The 13,402-nt window shown below is 55.9% G+C and carries 11 protein-coding genes, 1 rRNA gene and 1 pseudogene; 9 read left to right on the top strand and 4 right to left on the bottom strand.

The genetic code is table 11. The features are described 5' to 3' along the window. A 5S ribosomal RNA gene (gene rrf / locus G365_RS0118635) occupies positions 1-104 on the top strand; the annotation flags it as partial. Positions 105-202: 98 nt separating this feature from the next. After that, positions 203-1,186 (top strand): annotated as a pseudogene (locus G365_RS23670) (IS630 family transposase); the annotation flags it as partial. A 238-nt stretch (positions 1,187-1,424) separates the two neighbouring features. Here G365_RS23670 and G365_RS0118625 read toward each other — a convergent pair. Continuing rightward, positions 1,425-2,528: an autotransporter outer membrane beta-barrel domain-containing protein gene (locus G365_RS0118625; protein WP_155976382.1), complete on the bottom strand. Its 1,104-nt coding sequence runs from the start codon at positions 2,526-2,528 to the stop codon at positions 1,425-1,427. Between the two features lie 293 nt (positions 2,529-2,821). On the opposite strand from G365_RS0118625, the gene G365_RS24000 reads away from it, so the two are divergent. The 3 genes from G365_RS24000 to G365_RS0118610 are packed head-to-tail and all read left to right on the top strand — an operon-like array spanning position 2,822 to position 6,001. Further along, entirely contained in the window at positions 2,822-3,685 is an 864-nt protein-coding gene (locus G365_RS24000; protein ID WP_155976381.1) for an alpha/beta fold hydrolase, read from the top strand. A gap of 20 nt (positions 3,686-3,705) precedes the next feature. After that, the gene (locus G365_RS0118615; protein WP_019647054.1) at positions 3,706-3,966 is read left to right on the top strand and encodes a hypothetical protein; all 261 of its coding nucleotides are present in this window, start codon (positions 3,706-3,708) and stop codon (positions 3,964-3,966) included. 43 nt (positions 3,967-4,009) lie between these two features. Next, positions 4,010-6,001, top strand: a complete 1,992-nt coding sequence (locus G365_RS0118610) for an O-antigen ligase family protein (RefSeq protein ID WP_155976380.1) — start codon at positions 4,010-4,012, stop codon at positions 5,999-6,001. A 14-nt stretch (positions 6,002-6,015) separates the two neighbouring features. Here the strand turns inward: G365_RS0118610 and G365_RS0118605 are convergent, their stop codons facing one another. Both G365_RS0118605 and G365_RS0118600 read right to left on the bottom strand, forming a co-directional pair. Further along, positions 6,016-7,203: a glycosyltransferase gene (locus G365_RS0118605; RefSeq protein WP_019647052.1), complete on the bottom strand. Its 1,188-nt coding sequence runs from the start codon at positions 7,201-7,203 to the stop codon at positions 6,016-6,018. Positions 7,204-7,257: 54 nt separating this feature from the next. Further along, positions 7,258-8,796, bottom strand: a complete 1,539-nt coding sequence (locus G365_RS0118600; protein ID WP_019647051.1) for a lipid II flippase MurJ — start codon at positions 8,794-8,796, stop codon at positions 7,258-7,260. A gap of 103 nt (positions 8,797-8,899) precedes the next feature. On the opposite strand from G365_RS0118600, the gene G365_RS24610 reads away from it, so the two are divergent. From G365_RS24610 to G365_RS0118590, 3 genes are read left to right on the top strand one after another with little or no spacing between them, the layout of a single operon-like run. Further along, a complete protein-coding gene (locus tag G365_RS24610; RefSeq protein ID WP_245554783.1) occupies positions 8,900-9,139 on the top strand; it encodes a DegT/DnrJ/EryC1/StrS family aminotransferase in 240 nt (79 codons plus the stop codon). Then, positions 9,060-10,061, top strand: coding sequence for a DegT/DnrJ/EryC1/StrS family aminotransferase (locus G365_RS22365; RefSeq protein WP_019647050.1), 1,002 nt, complete (start codon positions 9,060-9,062; stop codon positions 10,059-10,061). The genes G365_RS24610 and G365_RS22365 overlap by 80 nt, the downstream gene beginning before the upstream one ends. Beyond that, positions 10,058-10,678, top strand: coding sequence for a sugar transferase (locus G365_RS0118590; RefSeq protein ID WP_019647049.1), 621 nt, complete (start codon positions 10,058-10,060; stop codon positions 10,676-10,678). Before G365_RS22365 ends, G365_RS0118590 begins: the two co-directional genes overlap by 4 nt. A 93-nt stretch (positions 10,679-10,771) precedes the next feature. On the opposite strand, the gene G365_RS0118585 is transcribed toward G365_RS0118590, so the two are convergent. Further along, a complete protein-coding gene (locus tag G365_RS0118585) occupies positions 10,772-11,848 on the bottom strand; it encodes a nucleotidyltransferase domain-containing protein (RefSeq protein ID WP_019647048.1) in 1,077 nt (358 codons plus the stop codon). Positions 11,849-12,126: 278 nt separating this feature from the next. Here G365_RS0118585 and G365_RS0118580 point away from each other — a divergent pair, with 278 nt between their 5' ends. Further along, the gene (locus G365_RS0118580; protein ID WP_019647047.1) at positions 12,127-13,296 is read left to right on the top strand and encodes an NAD-dependent epimerase/dehydratase family protein; all 1,170 of its coding nucleotides are present in this window, start codon (positions 12,127-12,129) and stop codon (positions 13,294-13,296) included. The last annotated feature ends 106 nt before the right edge of the window (positions 13,297-13,402 follow it).

Raw genomic sequence — 13,402 nt, 5'->3', positions numbered from 1 at the left:
TAGCGCTGTGGAAACACCCGATCCCATCCCGAACTCGGCCGTGAAAACCAGTCGCGCCAATGGTACTTCATCCTAAGATGCGGGAGAGTAGGTAACTGCCAGGTCTTCTAAACGCACGTCACACAGTAAACGACGCATCGCTTCTCACGATACGTTCCAGCAGGAACACAAAACCACCCAGACAAAAGCTGGGTGGTTTTTTCGTGCGTCCCGGAAAAAAACGCGGCGGTTGCTGGCACTGGCGTCGATCTGCGATGGAGGCAGCCGGAGATCGGCGGCCAAATTGGGGGGGAGCCGCCTGCAAATCGTTCGGGACTGGGTTCTGCGCTTCAACGTGCAGGGGCTGTACGGGCTGATTGACCGCAAGGCTCCGGGGCAAACGCCGAAGCTGAATGCCGCCCAGCGTCAGGCAGTGGCCGAAAAGGTGGATCACGGGCCGATCGCGGCGGTCGTCGGCGTCGTGCGCTGGCAGCTGAAGGATCTGGTGCAGTGGATCTTCGAGGAATTCGGCATCTCGCTGAACGAGACGACAGTGGGGCGCGAATTGAAGGCGATGGGATTCCGCAAGCTGTCGGCCCGCCCTCGTCACCATGCCCAGAACGGCGAGGCCATTGAGGATTTTAAAAAATTTCCCCATCGAACTGGCGGCGGTTCGGTCCGCCTTACCGGCAGGAACCTGCATAGAGCTGCCGAGGCCCGGGGTGGTCAGAAAAACAAGATTACGCGACGCTGGGCCAAGCGCGGGACCCGTCCCGTGGCGCGCAAAGACCAGCGCACCAAGTCAGCTTATATCTTTGGCGCCATCTGCCCCGAGCGCGGTGTCGGCGCCGCCCTTGTCCTCCCCCGCTGCGACACCCAGGCCATGCAGTGGCATCTGAATGAGATCGCCTCTCAAGTGGCGCCCGGCGCGCACGCGGTACTCATGGTGGACCAAGCCGGATGGCACACCACCGACAAACTGGCCGTGCCCGCCAACATCACCATCCTGCCTCTGCCGCCCCGATCCCCCGAACTCAACCCGGTGGAAAATATCTGGCAGTTCATCCGCGACAACTGGCTGTCTAACCGCGTATTCGAGTCCTACGACCAAATCATCACCCTCTGCTGCCATGCCTGGAACAAGCTCATCGACCAGCCATGGAAGATCATGTCTATCGGTCTCCGTCAGTGGGCGCATGGGTTTTGATCACCGCATGTTGGTATAAGCCGGGCGCTGTCGTTGGGCCGGATCGAGCGATAGCAGACCATCGTTACTTTACTCATAAATTTCAGCCTGCCCAAGCTGAAGAATAACTTAACATTCTATCTAATTTTTGGGGCGACCTCTCGACATGAGCCTTTAGTGGAAGGCTGTCAATAAAGAATAGGGCCGGAGTATTAATCCGGCCCTATTTTTTTACTTATAACTTATTTTTGGAAAGGGTTTAGAACTTAATCCGTACAGTCCCGCTAACTGCGTAAGTGCTCAGATGTTCGCGGAATTCGCTGGAAGTGCCTTCGAGGCTGACGGAAATGTCATCACCGACCTTTGCATCCGCACCAATACCAAAGGTGGCGCCGAAGCGATCATTGGCGACGGGTGTTCCAATCGCATCAGCTACTCCTGTCGGAGTATGGCTGGCATCGTATTCCAGACGGACAGACCCGTACGGCGTGATGCTGCCCCAGTCTTGTTCCAGCGTATAGCCAGCCTTGTTGGTCCAGCGAAGCTGCCCGAGCCGGACCTGATTCTCTTCATTCCGGTTTGCGCCGACACCGGTTTCTGTATAGGCGTCCTGGGTTTCCAGAAGCCACATATACCCGGCAGTGCTCGACAGCCCCCAGTTATTAATGGTGGTGCTTGCCGTCGCGTTCAGGTTACCGAACAGGCGATCACCTTCGATCGATCCTGTGACCGCGCCGTTATTCCGTGTGGTGTCATAGTTGACCAACGTATAACCCGCGACAGCATTCAGGCTGAAGTTTTTGTTGATAATGTAGGCAGCATACGGGAACAGAGCAAAGTTATTGCCCTTGAAGGTACCGTTGTTAAATTTCGTGGTGACGTCGGGGTGCTCGTAGCCAGCAGCGACACCGACCAGCCAGTTGTCTGTAATCTGATGGTCGATACCGACGATTGCCGTTTGAATCGTACCGTCAAAGTTAACGCCGTCCTGATCGTTTTCGACCCAAGCGTTTCCAGCATTCATCCACAAGGCAGTATCTTTAACCGGATCACCGGCCGCTTTACCTTGCTGGTTCAGCCCAGAGACACGCCCCGGGCTAGGTGAGAAGCTCGGCTGAGGGCCGCCGCCAATTGAACCGGTCACGTTGGACACGGCCTGACTGATGCGCCCAGCAAGCAGGCTTGTCGTCTGCGTTGCTGCCTGCTGTGTCACCTGAGGAGCGACGATTGCAGAGGGGGCCGCCGCGCCATAGGTGGAAGCTGCGTTTGCTGCCAGAGGAGAGAAGCAGCCAAGGGCGACAAGAACTGCACCCCAGCGAAGCGTTCTATGCAACATTGTCGCTCCATCATTTTTTAAGGACAATCCAAGAGTGTCTTAGTTACCCCTATGTTGCTCATAATGCAAGACTTCGCAAAGCTGCAGATGGCAGAGTGGGGGGATAAATGTATTTATACAGTCGTCTTTGTGCCTGACTGTTCTCATGTGCCTGAGAGAAGCCGGGCGGGTTTCGAAAATTTATATCGATATTATTATAGCTATATGGGTCTTAAAAAATGAATAGAATGATCTTTTTTGGGTAAGTTCTTGAAAATCTCATACGAGCATATTCGACTTTTAAGCCGACGGTAAAAAATTAACGGGGAGGATGCGCCTGCATGAAAAGGCTTTCAGCGTTCAGATGTGTCGCTTTTTTGTTTTTCACCTATTTCCTTTCGGCTTGTTCATCTCCTAATTTACTCCCTGGCAGAACGCAGGCTTCTGCATACGCAAAGCAGGCTGGCTGGTCGTACGCAAAAGTTGATACCGGGCGCTTTTCTGTCGCTGCCGCCTTTTCCTCTGTACCGGCAAACGGGCGCCCTCTGACAGTGTATCTGGAAGGGGATGGGCGTGCATTTTCAGGGGCATCAACGCCTTCAGCTGATCCGACTCCAGCGACACCGGTTGCTTTGAGGATGGCACTCCTTAATCCGACCCCTGCGGCATGGGTTGCCCGTCCCTGCCAGTATACCGACTCGGCGACCGCCAAGGGGTGTGCTGTGGCCTATTGGACCAGCCACCGTTATGCCCCTGAAATTATTGAAAGCATCGGCCGGGTGGTTGATGACCTGAAGCAACGAACCGGGGCGCAGAAGGTCGTTCTTGTCGGTTATTCGGGGGGAGGGGCTGTTGCGGCCTTACTGGCGGCGCGGCGTACAGATGTGACGGGCTTTGTCACCGTGGCGGCGAACCTTGACCTCGGATATTGGACCCGTGCGGATAATCTCGCCCCCTTGAGCGGCTCTCTTGATCCGGTAGATGATGCTCAGCGGCTTAGGGGAATCCCTCAGATCCATTTTGTTGGTGGCCAGGATGACGTTGTCCCTCCTGCAGTTGTCCGCTCATATTTAAGTAAGTTAGGAAGCCCATCAAATGCCCGGCTGGTTGAAAAGGCGGACTATGATCATCAGTGCTGTTGGATTGATGGATGGTCGGAGTTGGTCCGCAGGCCGGAAACGGCTATCATTACCGGATGGCGCTAATTTGAATAAAGGAGGGTGCGATGAAGGTATCTCATGCCTTGATACTGGCGGCCAGTATGGCTCTGTCGGTTGGGTCCTTTACTCCGGCGGCGATAGCACAGGCGACATTGGCTCCGGTGTCTTCCCAGGTTTCCGCTCAGGCCACTGCCGCCGCGGTTGAAGCCGCCCGGAAGCAAACTGAAGGCCCGACGGCTGAACAGGCGCAGACCAAGCCAATGCAGGCAGTTCCGCAGGGGCAATCCTCTCCGGTTGCGGGCGCATCGAAACCTGCTAAGCCATAGAATGCAGAGCTCCGCGCATTTTATGGGGCTGATGGATTAATCCGTGCAAAGTAACAGACGTGAATACCGGCCTGCCCGGTTATTGTCCGGCAACCGCTTCTGGCTGTCTCTGCTGGTTTTTGGGCTTTTTCTGGCATCCAACCTGATCTGGCTGGCTCATCCCGTCTTTTTTTTGGGGGCATGGGGAGAGACCCAGCCGATGGTGATCGGCCTGTGGTGTGGGGCCGCTCTCTGCCTTGCCGGATTAACGGGGTTGAGTGTCAAAAGCCGGCTCGCCCGCCGTTCGGTTGGGCACCCGATGGTGTTGGCCTTCTGTGCCATAGCTGCATGGTCTGTTGTGGCGTTGCCATTTTCTGAAAACCCGTGGCGGTCTGTTTTTGGTGTAGCCCAGACCGGGCAGGGTGTTTTGTGGTACGTTGCTTTTGCCGCCTGTATTGCGGCTGCCATTGTGGTGCAGTCTTTTCCAGGGGTTTGGTGCCGGCTGATCTGGGCTTCTGCGGTCTCGTCGCTTGTTGCGGCCATTCTTGCCCTGCTGAAGCGTATAGATCTGGTGCCGGAACTCAACGACCCTCCGTTTTCTTTGCTACCGCGTTTTCTGCAATTCAATGAGTATCTGGCCTATCCGGCGCTGGGTCTGACGATTGCGGCCTGTGTGCTGTGGCTGCAGAAAAAGCCCCGGTCTGCGTTGCTGCTTGCCGGATGCTGTGTGGTGATTGCCCTTGCTGGCAGGAACCGTTCGCAGTGGCTTTCGCTGCCTTTGCTGCTGGCGGTCTGCTGGTGGGGGCGGCATTGGTTACAAGATCACTGGAGGCGTTGGTTCAGCTGGGGTGTCGTGGCAGCAGGCAGTCTGTTGCCGACATTGGGGATTGCCCTTTTCGGCGCGCAGTTGGCAGGGGTCGCGCATACACTCTGGTCGCGGTCCGTCATCTTCGAAATTCTCCTCCCACCGTTGCTGACCGAAGGCACCCCCTTGTTGGTTGGGCGCGGTTGGGGGGCTGTGCCTGAACAAATGGCGCAGCATCTGGCGTCCGCCGACATTCATCTTTATGGCTCTGAATGGGGAGGGGTCGAGCGGGATATTTTTCACAGCCACAATGCCATTCTTGAGGCATTGGTTTCTGTTGGTCTCCCCGGGGCCTGTCTTGCTGTTTTGCTCCCGGTTGGCCTTCTTCTCTCCGGGGGCTATGCCCGTCGCTGGATTGCCGTTGCTTTTGTGCTGAGTTGGGGGGTTCTCGACTCCTTGTGGTTTATGATTCCAGCTAGCCTTCCTTTCATTGCCATTGGCTGCGGGGCTGTCATCGGTCGTCCCCGGGCCGTGGGGGGGGATCTGAGGTGGCTTTTGTCGTGCCCGAAAAAGCTTCTTCTGGGGGCAGGGGCTTTCGTCAGTGTGCTGCTTGTGGCAGCAGCCTGCGCATCACTGGCCAGTAGCTGGCAGGAAAACGAGCTGCGGCATGCCCTGCTTGATAGAGAGGCTCCGTATCCTGCGACCGTCCTTGATATACGGCAGGATGGCCGGGGTTCTGCCGCGGTGCTGACGGAGGCGATGGCGCAGGCTGAGATGACTGCGGAAAAGGCGGAACGGTTCCGGCAGGCGCAGCAGTGGTTCGGGGGGCAGGCCGAGAACTATCAAATGCCGAGTGGGCTGCTCACAAGTGTGAGTCTGTTATCGGCGCAGGCGTTTTTACCGCCTGAGCACCCTCTTGCATGGGCGGATGAGGAGGGCCTTGCTCTGATCTGGGAGGCGCGGCTTCGTTCTTTTCTGCGCGTTGCGCCTCAGCGTATTGATGTTCTAAGCCCCTATTTTAACTGGCTGTTGGCCCGTAAGAAAGAAGCCCGTCTTGTGGAGATGGTCACTTATGTAAAGGCTTTTGAACCGAGTCATCCTGTGTTGGTCTGGTTTGAGGGGATTCTGCTGTTACAGGACAGGGATCCCCGGCAGCAGGCGACCGGGTTGGTCCTGATGCGGCAGGCTGTACAGGCGGGGCTGGAGCGGTTCATGCCCTTGGCCCCCGAGGTGAAGCAGGTTCTGCAGTAGGCGGCCAGTGTTTTTCAGCGGCGATTGCTATAGGCGTGGATCCGTTTCCCGGTCATAGCAATCCACAGACCTTTCAGAAACCCGAACTGGGCAAGGGCAAAGGCAAAGCAAAGCCGTGACAGCCGCAGGAACAGCCTGAGTCCTGCGGGGTGGCTGCCTTCTGTCGGTTGTGGGGCAATCAATCCGATGCCAGCACAGACAGTAAACACAACGCCCAGCCCACAGGTTACAGCGTAGAAAGGCATATGGCTGAGGAGAAGAGCACTGCCTGCCATCATCGCCAGCAGCACTGGACTGAGCCAGCGCAACAGTTTGTGAGACCATAAGGCAAAAGCAAGGCCGGGGTGATGTAAGGGGGACAAGAGGCGCGGGTGCATCCACGTTCCGGTCCAGTTGCGGGCTGTCATCCGGGCCCGGGCGCGCAGTTCCCGGTGGATGCGGGTTTCATTGACATCATGGGCGATCGCCGTGGCGGCATGACGCACCAGTGCCCCGGCTGCGACAACATCCAAAGGAATAATGCAGTCATCCCCTACATGGGCCGGTAGGGGCCGGAGTAATTGCCGCCGGACTGCCATGGCCTGTCCGCTGGCGACGACAAGAATGTTCAGTCGGCTTTCGCAGTCCCGCATTGTCATCTCTGATTGCCAGTATCGGTTTTGACCGTGCGCAACAGCACTCTGATCTTTACCGAAGGCCACGGTACCGGTGACACAACCGACTTTGGGGTCTGTGAAATGGCTGGAAATTTGGCTGATGAAGTCTGGCGCGAAGCGGGTCGCGGCATCGGTCAGAACAACAATCTCCCCCTTCAGATGAGGCAGCGCCTGATTCTGGGCCATGGATTTCCCGTTCTGTCCCGTCAGCGGCAGAAGGGTGATCCGGCGGGATGCGTGTTGCCGGATATAGGTATCTGCCAGTGCGACGGTTTCATCGGTCGAGCCATCTGAGACAATAAAGATATCCAGCCGGTCTGCCGGAAAATCCTGCCCCAGAAGGTTATCAAGTCGGGCGATGATATTGTCAGCCTCATTATGCACTGTCAGCAGCACTGTAACGGTTGTATCGGCTGGATCGGCATAAAAAGGGGGCTGTCGCCTGAGGAGAGCGGCGAACACCCTCAGGAGTTTTTCATAACCAAGATAAATGTGAAACAGAGTGGCAAAAGCTATCCAGAAGGTGCAGGTCGCGACAGTGTCCATTACGGGGCATCTTTTTGGTAAAGGGCAGGAAGAGGGGCGTTCTGGGAGAGGCCTTCAGTCGCTTCCCATCTTTTGCGCCGCGTTCTTCCGGAAGGTGATTTGTTGTATCAGAGATTTTCGATATTTAGGGAATAGAATAAGAAACGCGGAGCTATATAATAGCATAAATCCAAGTCCACCAACCAGCGGCGGCCTTTCTGGAAGTATGCTTATGATGTGAGCTATAAAAAACAAAGGGATCATGGTAATGATTGAGGGTAAATTTGGGGTTATTTTGCATCCTGTCTGATGTGTTAGTAGGAAGAGTACTGACATCATCCCGATTGCCAGGCTTGTACTGAAGGCAAGAGAAAGGCCCTGTATTGTGTGTATTGGTATCAGTGTTAACAACAAGCCAAGCGTGGCGATAACAATCAGGGAAACCCCCATTGCGGCACGGGTGCGGTGCGCTGCATAGAACGCCCGATAAAAGACGACAAGCCCGGCTTCGAAGACAATGGCCGGGGCAAAGCCAGTCAGGGCAGCGGCTGTCTGAGAGGCATCTTCTGATGTAAAATTCCCATGGGCGAGCAGGATGCGGACCAGAGACGGTGCTTCCAGAGCTGTAAACACAGCAACAGGGGTCAGCAGAAGCAGTCCCCATTCCAGAAGGTCACGACAGACCCGGGTAAAATCTTGCTGCTGTCCGTTAGCATAGTATCGTGAGAGAATAGGCAGTGAGAGAGTCGCAGCGATATTCGCCGTCATCGAAACCGGTACTTCATACAGCCTAAAAGCGAAAGAAAGGGCCGCGATTGTTCCCCCCTCCATCATTGAACCGTACCCCCGGATCATCAGCTGGCAGATCATCAGCAGGCCGATGCTACTGGTCAGCCCTAAGGAGAATAGAACTGGCCAAGCTGTGATCCGGATCTGCCTGAGCGCGACTGAGGCCTCCGGTGACGGTGCATAATAGAACAGCTTCTGGCGGATGACCTGTCTGCCAAGCAGCAGGACGGTAAGAGTCGGACCCGATAGTGTGGCCAGCCACAGCCTGCTGACAGCATCCCAGTCAGGGGTCAGGGCCAGACTGAGGATGAAGACACCGTTGGAAATCAGCGGAGTGGCTGCGGCAATCCGAAACCTGCCATGAGCGTTCAGAAAAAGAGTCAGGGCCATGCCGGTGCAATGAATGGGCATGAACCACACGATGGCAGAGGTCATCGACCGGGCGATACCCAGCCTCTCCGGATCAAACCCCGGGGTTAACAGGGGTAAAAGAAAAGGCATACAGCCCCAGATGAGAAGGGCTAAGCCTAAGGTCATAATGGCTGTGGTCAGGACTGTCACCGTCAGCACATGGGCGCGGACCCGTTCCGGGCGGTCAAGCAGGGACGAGACGGAAGGGATTATGGTCGCGAGCAACATAGCCGATGGTATTGTATCACAGACAAGCCGGATGATAGTGATAACAGACAGATAGGAGTCGGTAAGGGAGCCTGCTCCGAACGTGGTCGCCAGGCTCATTTCCCGCAGGTACCCCGACATCATCGACGCCAGCGTCAGAAGATATAAGGTAAAGACTGTTTTCCGCCCGACCACATCAGGTCGCATGATTGGTCCTGTTTCATTTTCTGCGGGTGATCTGATTGTGGATCGCCTTCTTCACCGCTAATATGAAGCAACGCCACGTATCAGGATAGAGGTGCTGTTGAGGATGAGTGTGCTGCGAGGGTATCGTGTTCCTCAGTCACGCGCTGATATCGGCGAGAAAGACATTGACGCTGTCGTCCGGACGCTTCGGTCGGGATGGCTGACGTCCGGCCCCTCCGTGCTTGAGTTTGAGCGCGCTTTTTCAGATTACATGGGGGGGGGCCGTGCAGGCGGTCAGTGTTGCCTCCGCCACTGTCGGGCTGACCATTGCCATGAAGGCGTTGGGCGTCGGTCCGGGGGATGAGGTGATCACCACCACCAATACCTTTTCTGCGACGGCCATGTCGGCCTATCATCTCGGGGCCCGGCCAGTGCTGGTCGATATTGATCCCCATACCCTGACTATTGATCCGGCAAAGATAGAGGCTGCAATCACGCCCCGGACCAAGGTTCTCTTGCCGGTCCATCTTGCAGGATTGTCCTGTGATATGGATGTCATCGGTGAACTGGCCTATCAGCATAACCTGCATGTGATTGAGGATGCAGCCCATGCTTTGCCGACCACCTGGAAAGGCCGGCTTGTCGGCAGCGGCGCAGCGACGGCTTCTGTCTTCAGCTTTTATACGACCAAGAGTATCACCACCGGGGAAGGGGGGATGGTCACGACGGCTGATCCGGATCTGGCCGCCTGCATGCGGCGTCTTCGGCTGCATGGTATCGACAGGGATGCCTTTAGCCGGTTGAGCGGGAATTCATGGCAGTATGACGTGGCGGAGGCCGGTCTTAAGGCCAATATGACGGATATTGCTGCCTCCCTTGGGGTGGTGCAGCTGGCAAAGCTGGACAGAATGTGGGCTCGCCGGACAGAGATTGCGCAGCGCTATCTGCATGAGCTGGCAGGCTTGCCGCTGATTCTTCCGGCAGATGCCCGGTCAGGGGATCGCCACGCATGGCATCTGTTTATTTGCCGTCTCAGTTCTGAGGCACCGATCGGCCGGAATGATTTTGTGACCGCCATGGCGGCGCACGGTGTCCAATGTGCCGTCCATTATATTCCTTTGCATCGCCATTCGTTCTGGCGGGCCACGTTAGGCGTGACTGAGGCCGCTTTCCCGCAGGCTGAAGCTGTTTTTAATTCTACTGTGACACTTCCGCTTTTCTCTGCGATGACGGATGATGACGTCCGGTATGTTATTGATGTGACGAGATCAATATTGTCATCATGAAGAGATTTATCGATATAGTATTTTCTATCTTTGCAATTTTTGTTTTTTCTCCGCTCATTATTATTGTTTCAGTTGTCATTTATGCCGAATCGCGCTCGCCGGTCCTTTTCAGGCAGGCCCGCATTGGGGTAAGAGGCAAACCCTTTGTGATTTATAAGTTTCGCACCATGCGCCCCCGGCAGGATCAGGGGGAGGATGGTGTGGAAGGAGGGGAGCGGATTACGCCGTTGGGTCACTACCTGCGGCGCAGTAAGCTTGATGAGTTGCCACAGTTGTTCAACGTTCTGGTCGGAGATATGAGTCTGGTCGGCCCCCGACCGGAATTGGCTCGCTACACACAGGTATGGCCTGCTGAAGATCAGAACATTGTTCTGTCTGTCCGCCCCGGTCTGACTGATTTCGCGAGCATTGTTTTTCGCAATGAGGGGAGCCTTCTCGCGGCTGCAGACGATCCCGATCAGTATTATCGCACAGTCCTTGTGCCGAAAAAGCTGCGCCTTTGCCGTTTTTATGTTCGCAGGGCAACTGTCTGGCTTGATCTGTGGTTGATCCAGCAGACTCTGGCGGCTCTGCTGGGCCTGCGGTCCCGTGTCGCCAGAGTGCGCCTAAGGGTTTAAGGGGCTGCGTATTTATGACGCGTGCGCCTGAGCAGGGGGAAAACCTGTGCTCTGCCCTTTAAAAAGAAGCCTTTGAAACGGGGGGCAAGGTGCCTACGACGTCAGTCTGGAGAAGACACTGCTTCGTAGGCGTACCATCAGATGCCTCTCCAGCACTGTGATGCGGTATCTGCGATCCGCCCGCAGCAGGCGTTCAGCCTTGTCACAGGCGTCCTGAAGGTGCCTGCTGTTGAAAGGGTGCGGATCGCTGTTTTGTACGATCGGCGCAAGCAGAGACCGCCGCCGTGTGACGAGCGGATGCGCCCTGGCTGCGTCCTCGATAGCGGGGGGAAGTGGGTACGACAGCCAATCCCGGGAAAGCAGAAGCCCTTCCAGAAGCGGGACTTCAGATCCGCTTTTCCGGGCTGCTTCCAGTTGGGCCAGCAATGCGTGTTCCGGTATCTGTGCCGCCAGAGCAGCAATATCAGCCAGCCACTTCAGGCGGAACCAGCAGTGACGGGCCCCGTGACTGCACAGGTACATCAGCAGGTCGTCGGCTGCCAGTACGGGCAGTGTCTGATCCAGAATGCTGATAGATTGCCTCCGGCCAAGGGCTGCGGCTGTCGTCAGTGGCGTCAGGCTTTCCGTTGGGTGAAGCCGCGTTTTCAGTTCCACTAAGATACCCGTCGGTGTTTTGAACAGATACTCATGGGAGTAGCGCCGGAAGAGCGTGCGGGTGAACTGGGATCGGAATGTCGGTTTCTCTAACGACAGACCCGCGCCTGTCAGGCAGGCTTCAGCCCCGTCAAGATCTCGGGTATCGACGAGGATATCGATATCCCGTGCATCCCGCAGAGTCGGGCTTCCGAAGGCCAGAGCCGAGACTGGAGCGCCTTTCAGAATAGCGCAGGGAATTCCCTTGTCCTCAAGGAGTGCCGACAGCTTTCTGGCCTCGGCAATCTGCCGCATGCCGGTCAGCATATTCGCACGGAGTCTGGTGTGGAGCAGGGGAGGAATCTGATCGGGAAGTATGCCGGGGAAGGCGGAAAGGACTGACAGAAGTCGGTCTGCGCAAAGGGAAAAGACCCGATGGCGCTTTATCAGGGCGAAAAAGAAATCCCAGTCTTCGAGGTGTTTCAGGGTGGCAGCCAGAGTGACGCTGTCCCAGCGTGGACTCAACAAGGCCAACATTATACTTTCCTCAGGGGTTTCCCACCCTGAGTTGGAGAGCAAATTTTTTTTTGACGGTTGAGGGTTCTGGACGACAAGGGCAGAGTGTGCATCAGTACATTTCACAACCGCCTCACTCGAATAGGGAGAGATGCCGGATTTTTATCCAGCACTCCGGGGCGCGACCCTGCTGTTATAGTGTGCCGTAGCCTGCCACTTTCGTCTGGCTCAGGCAAGGTAAGAGCAGAAAAAAGACGTTGAGCGCTAAAACGTTATGCATTGATTTATCAGGGGTTAAGATGAAGGTTATCGTTCTGGGTGGTGACGGTTTTTGCGGATGGCCTACCGTACTGCATTTGTCTGCGCGTGGCCATGAGGTTGTAATCATTGATAATCTCGCCCGGCGCTCCGCTGATGACGAGCTGAAAGCCGGGTCCCTGACACCCATCGTCTCCTTACCGGAACGGATCGCTGCCTGGAAGGAAAAGACCGGGAAGGATCTGGTCTGGAAATCCCTTGATGTCGCAAAAGACTACGATGCTCTTCTGGACGTTCTCCAGAGCTTCAGGCCGGATGCCATTGTCCATCTGGCGGAGCAGCGTGCTGCCCCTTATTCTATGAAATCGCCGAAGCATAAGCGGTATACTGTCGAAAATAACGTTTCAGCGACTCATAATACGCTCTGCGCGATCGTTGAGAGCGGCCTCGACATTCATCTGGTCCACATGGGAACGATGGGTGTTTACGGCTATGGTGCTGGTGGTAAGACCCAGATTCCAGAAGGATATCTGACGGTTGAGATCCCGTCTCTGGATGGTTCCGGTCCGGTGACGCAGGAGATCCGGCATCCGACTGATCCGGGCAGCATTTACCACATGACCAAGTGTCTGGATCAAGAGCTGTTTTATTATTACAATAAAAATGACAAACTGAAGATTACCGATCTGCATCAAGGGATTGTCTGGGGGACCAATACAGACCAGACCCTGCTGGATGAGCGCCTCATCAACCGTTTTGATTATGACGGTGACTACGGTACGGTTCTCAACCGTTTTCTGATGCAGGCAGCAATCGGGTATCCGCTGACCGTTCACGGGACAGGCGGGCAGACTCGCGCCTTTATTCATATCCGTGACGTTGTTCAATGCCTGACCCTGGCTTTGGAGTCGCCCCCCGCAAACGGAGAGCGGGTCCGGATTCTCAATCAGATGACCGAGACACACCGCATTGCTGATCTGGCAGCGATGATCGCCGGGATGACCGGCGTTGAGGTCAGCTTTCTGGAGAATCCGAGGAACGAGGCGGCGCAGAATACGTTGCCAGCGATTGCGAGAACCCTGCAGGATATGGGGCTGAAGCCGACCTTGTTGCAGGAAGGCCTTCTGCAGGAAGTGATGCATGTTGCGCAACGGTATGCAAACCGTTGTGACCGGGAGCGTATTCTCTGCACATCCCGCTGGAAGTCGTGATGCTGCGGCGTTGATGCCGGTTTATAAAATAGAAATGCCGCCTTTCACACAGGCGGCATTTCTGTTGGATGGACCATTCTCCGATGACACTGAATTCAGGTCATCA

It is taken from the genome of Novispirillum itersonii subsp. itersonii ATCC 12639, assembly GCF_000381985.1.
In the GTDB taxonomy this organism is placed as follows: domain Bacteria; phylum Pseudomonadota; class Alphaproteobacteria; order Rhodospirillales; family Rhodospirillaceae; genus Novispirillum; species Novispirillum itersonii.
Note: the sequence above shows the minus strand (reverse complement) of the source record. Positions and strands in the feature narration are given on the sequence as shown.

Bases quoted from the DNA above. Each gene is read 5' to 3' on its own strand.
- G365_RS24000 (WP_155976381.1), top strand. From the start codon at position 2,822: ATGAAAAGGCTTTCAGCGTTCAGATGTGTCGCTTTTTTGTTTTTCACC.
- G365_RS0118590 (WP_019647049.1), top strand. From the start codon at position 10,058: ATGAAGAGATTTATCGATATAGTATTTTCTATCTTTGCAATTTTTGTT.
- G365_RS0118580 (WP_019647047.1), top strand. From the start codon at position 12,127: ATGAAGGTTATCGTTCTGGGTGGTGACGGTTTTTGCGGATGGCCTACC.
- G365_RS0118585 (WP_019647048.1), bottom strand. From the start codon at position 11,848: ATGTTGGCCTTGTTGAGTCCACGCTGGGACAGCGTCACTCTGGCTGCC.
- G365_RS0118605 (WP_019647052.1), bottom strand. From the start codon at position 7,203: ATGGACACTGTCGCGACCTGCACCTTCTGGATAGCTTTTGCCACTCTG.
- G365_RS0118615 (WP_019647054.1), top strand. From the start codon at position 3,706: ATGAAGGTATCTCATGCCTTGATACTGGCGGCCAGTATGGCTCTGTCG.
- G365_RS24610 (WP_245554783.1), top strand. From the start codon at position 8,900: ATGAGTGTGCTGCGAGGGTATCGTGTTCCTCAGTCACGCGCTGATATC.
- G365_RS0118600 (WP_019647051.1), bottom strand. From the start codon at position 8,796: ATGCGACCTGATGTGGTCGGGCGGAAAACAGTCTTTACCTTATATCTT.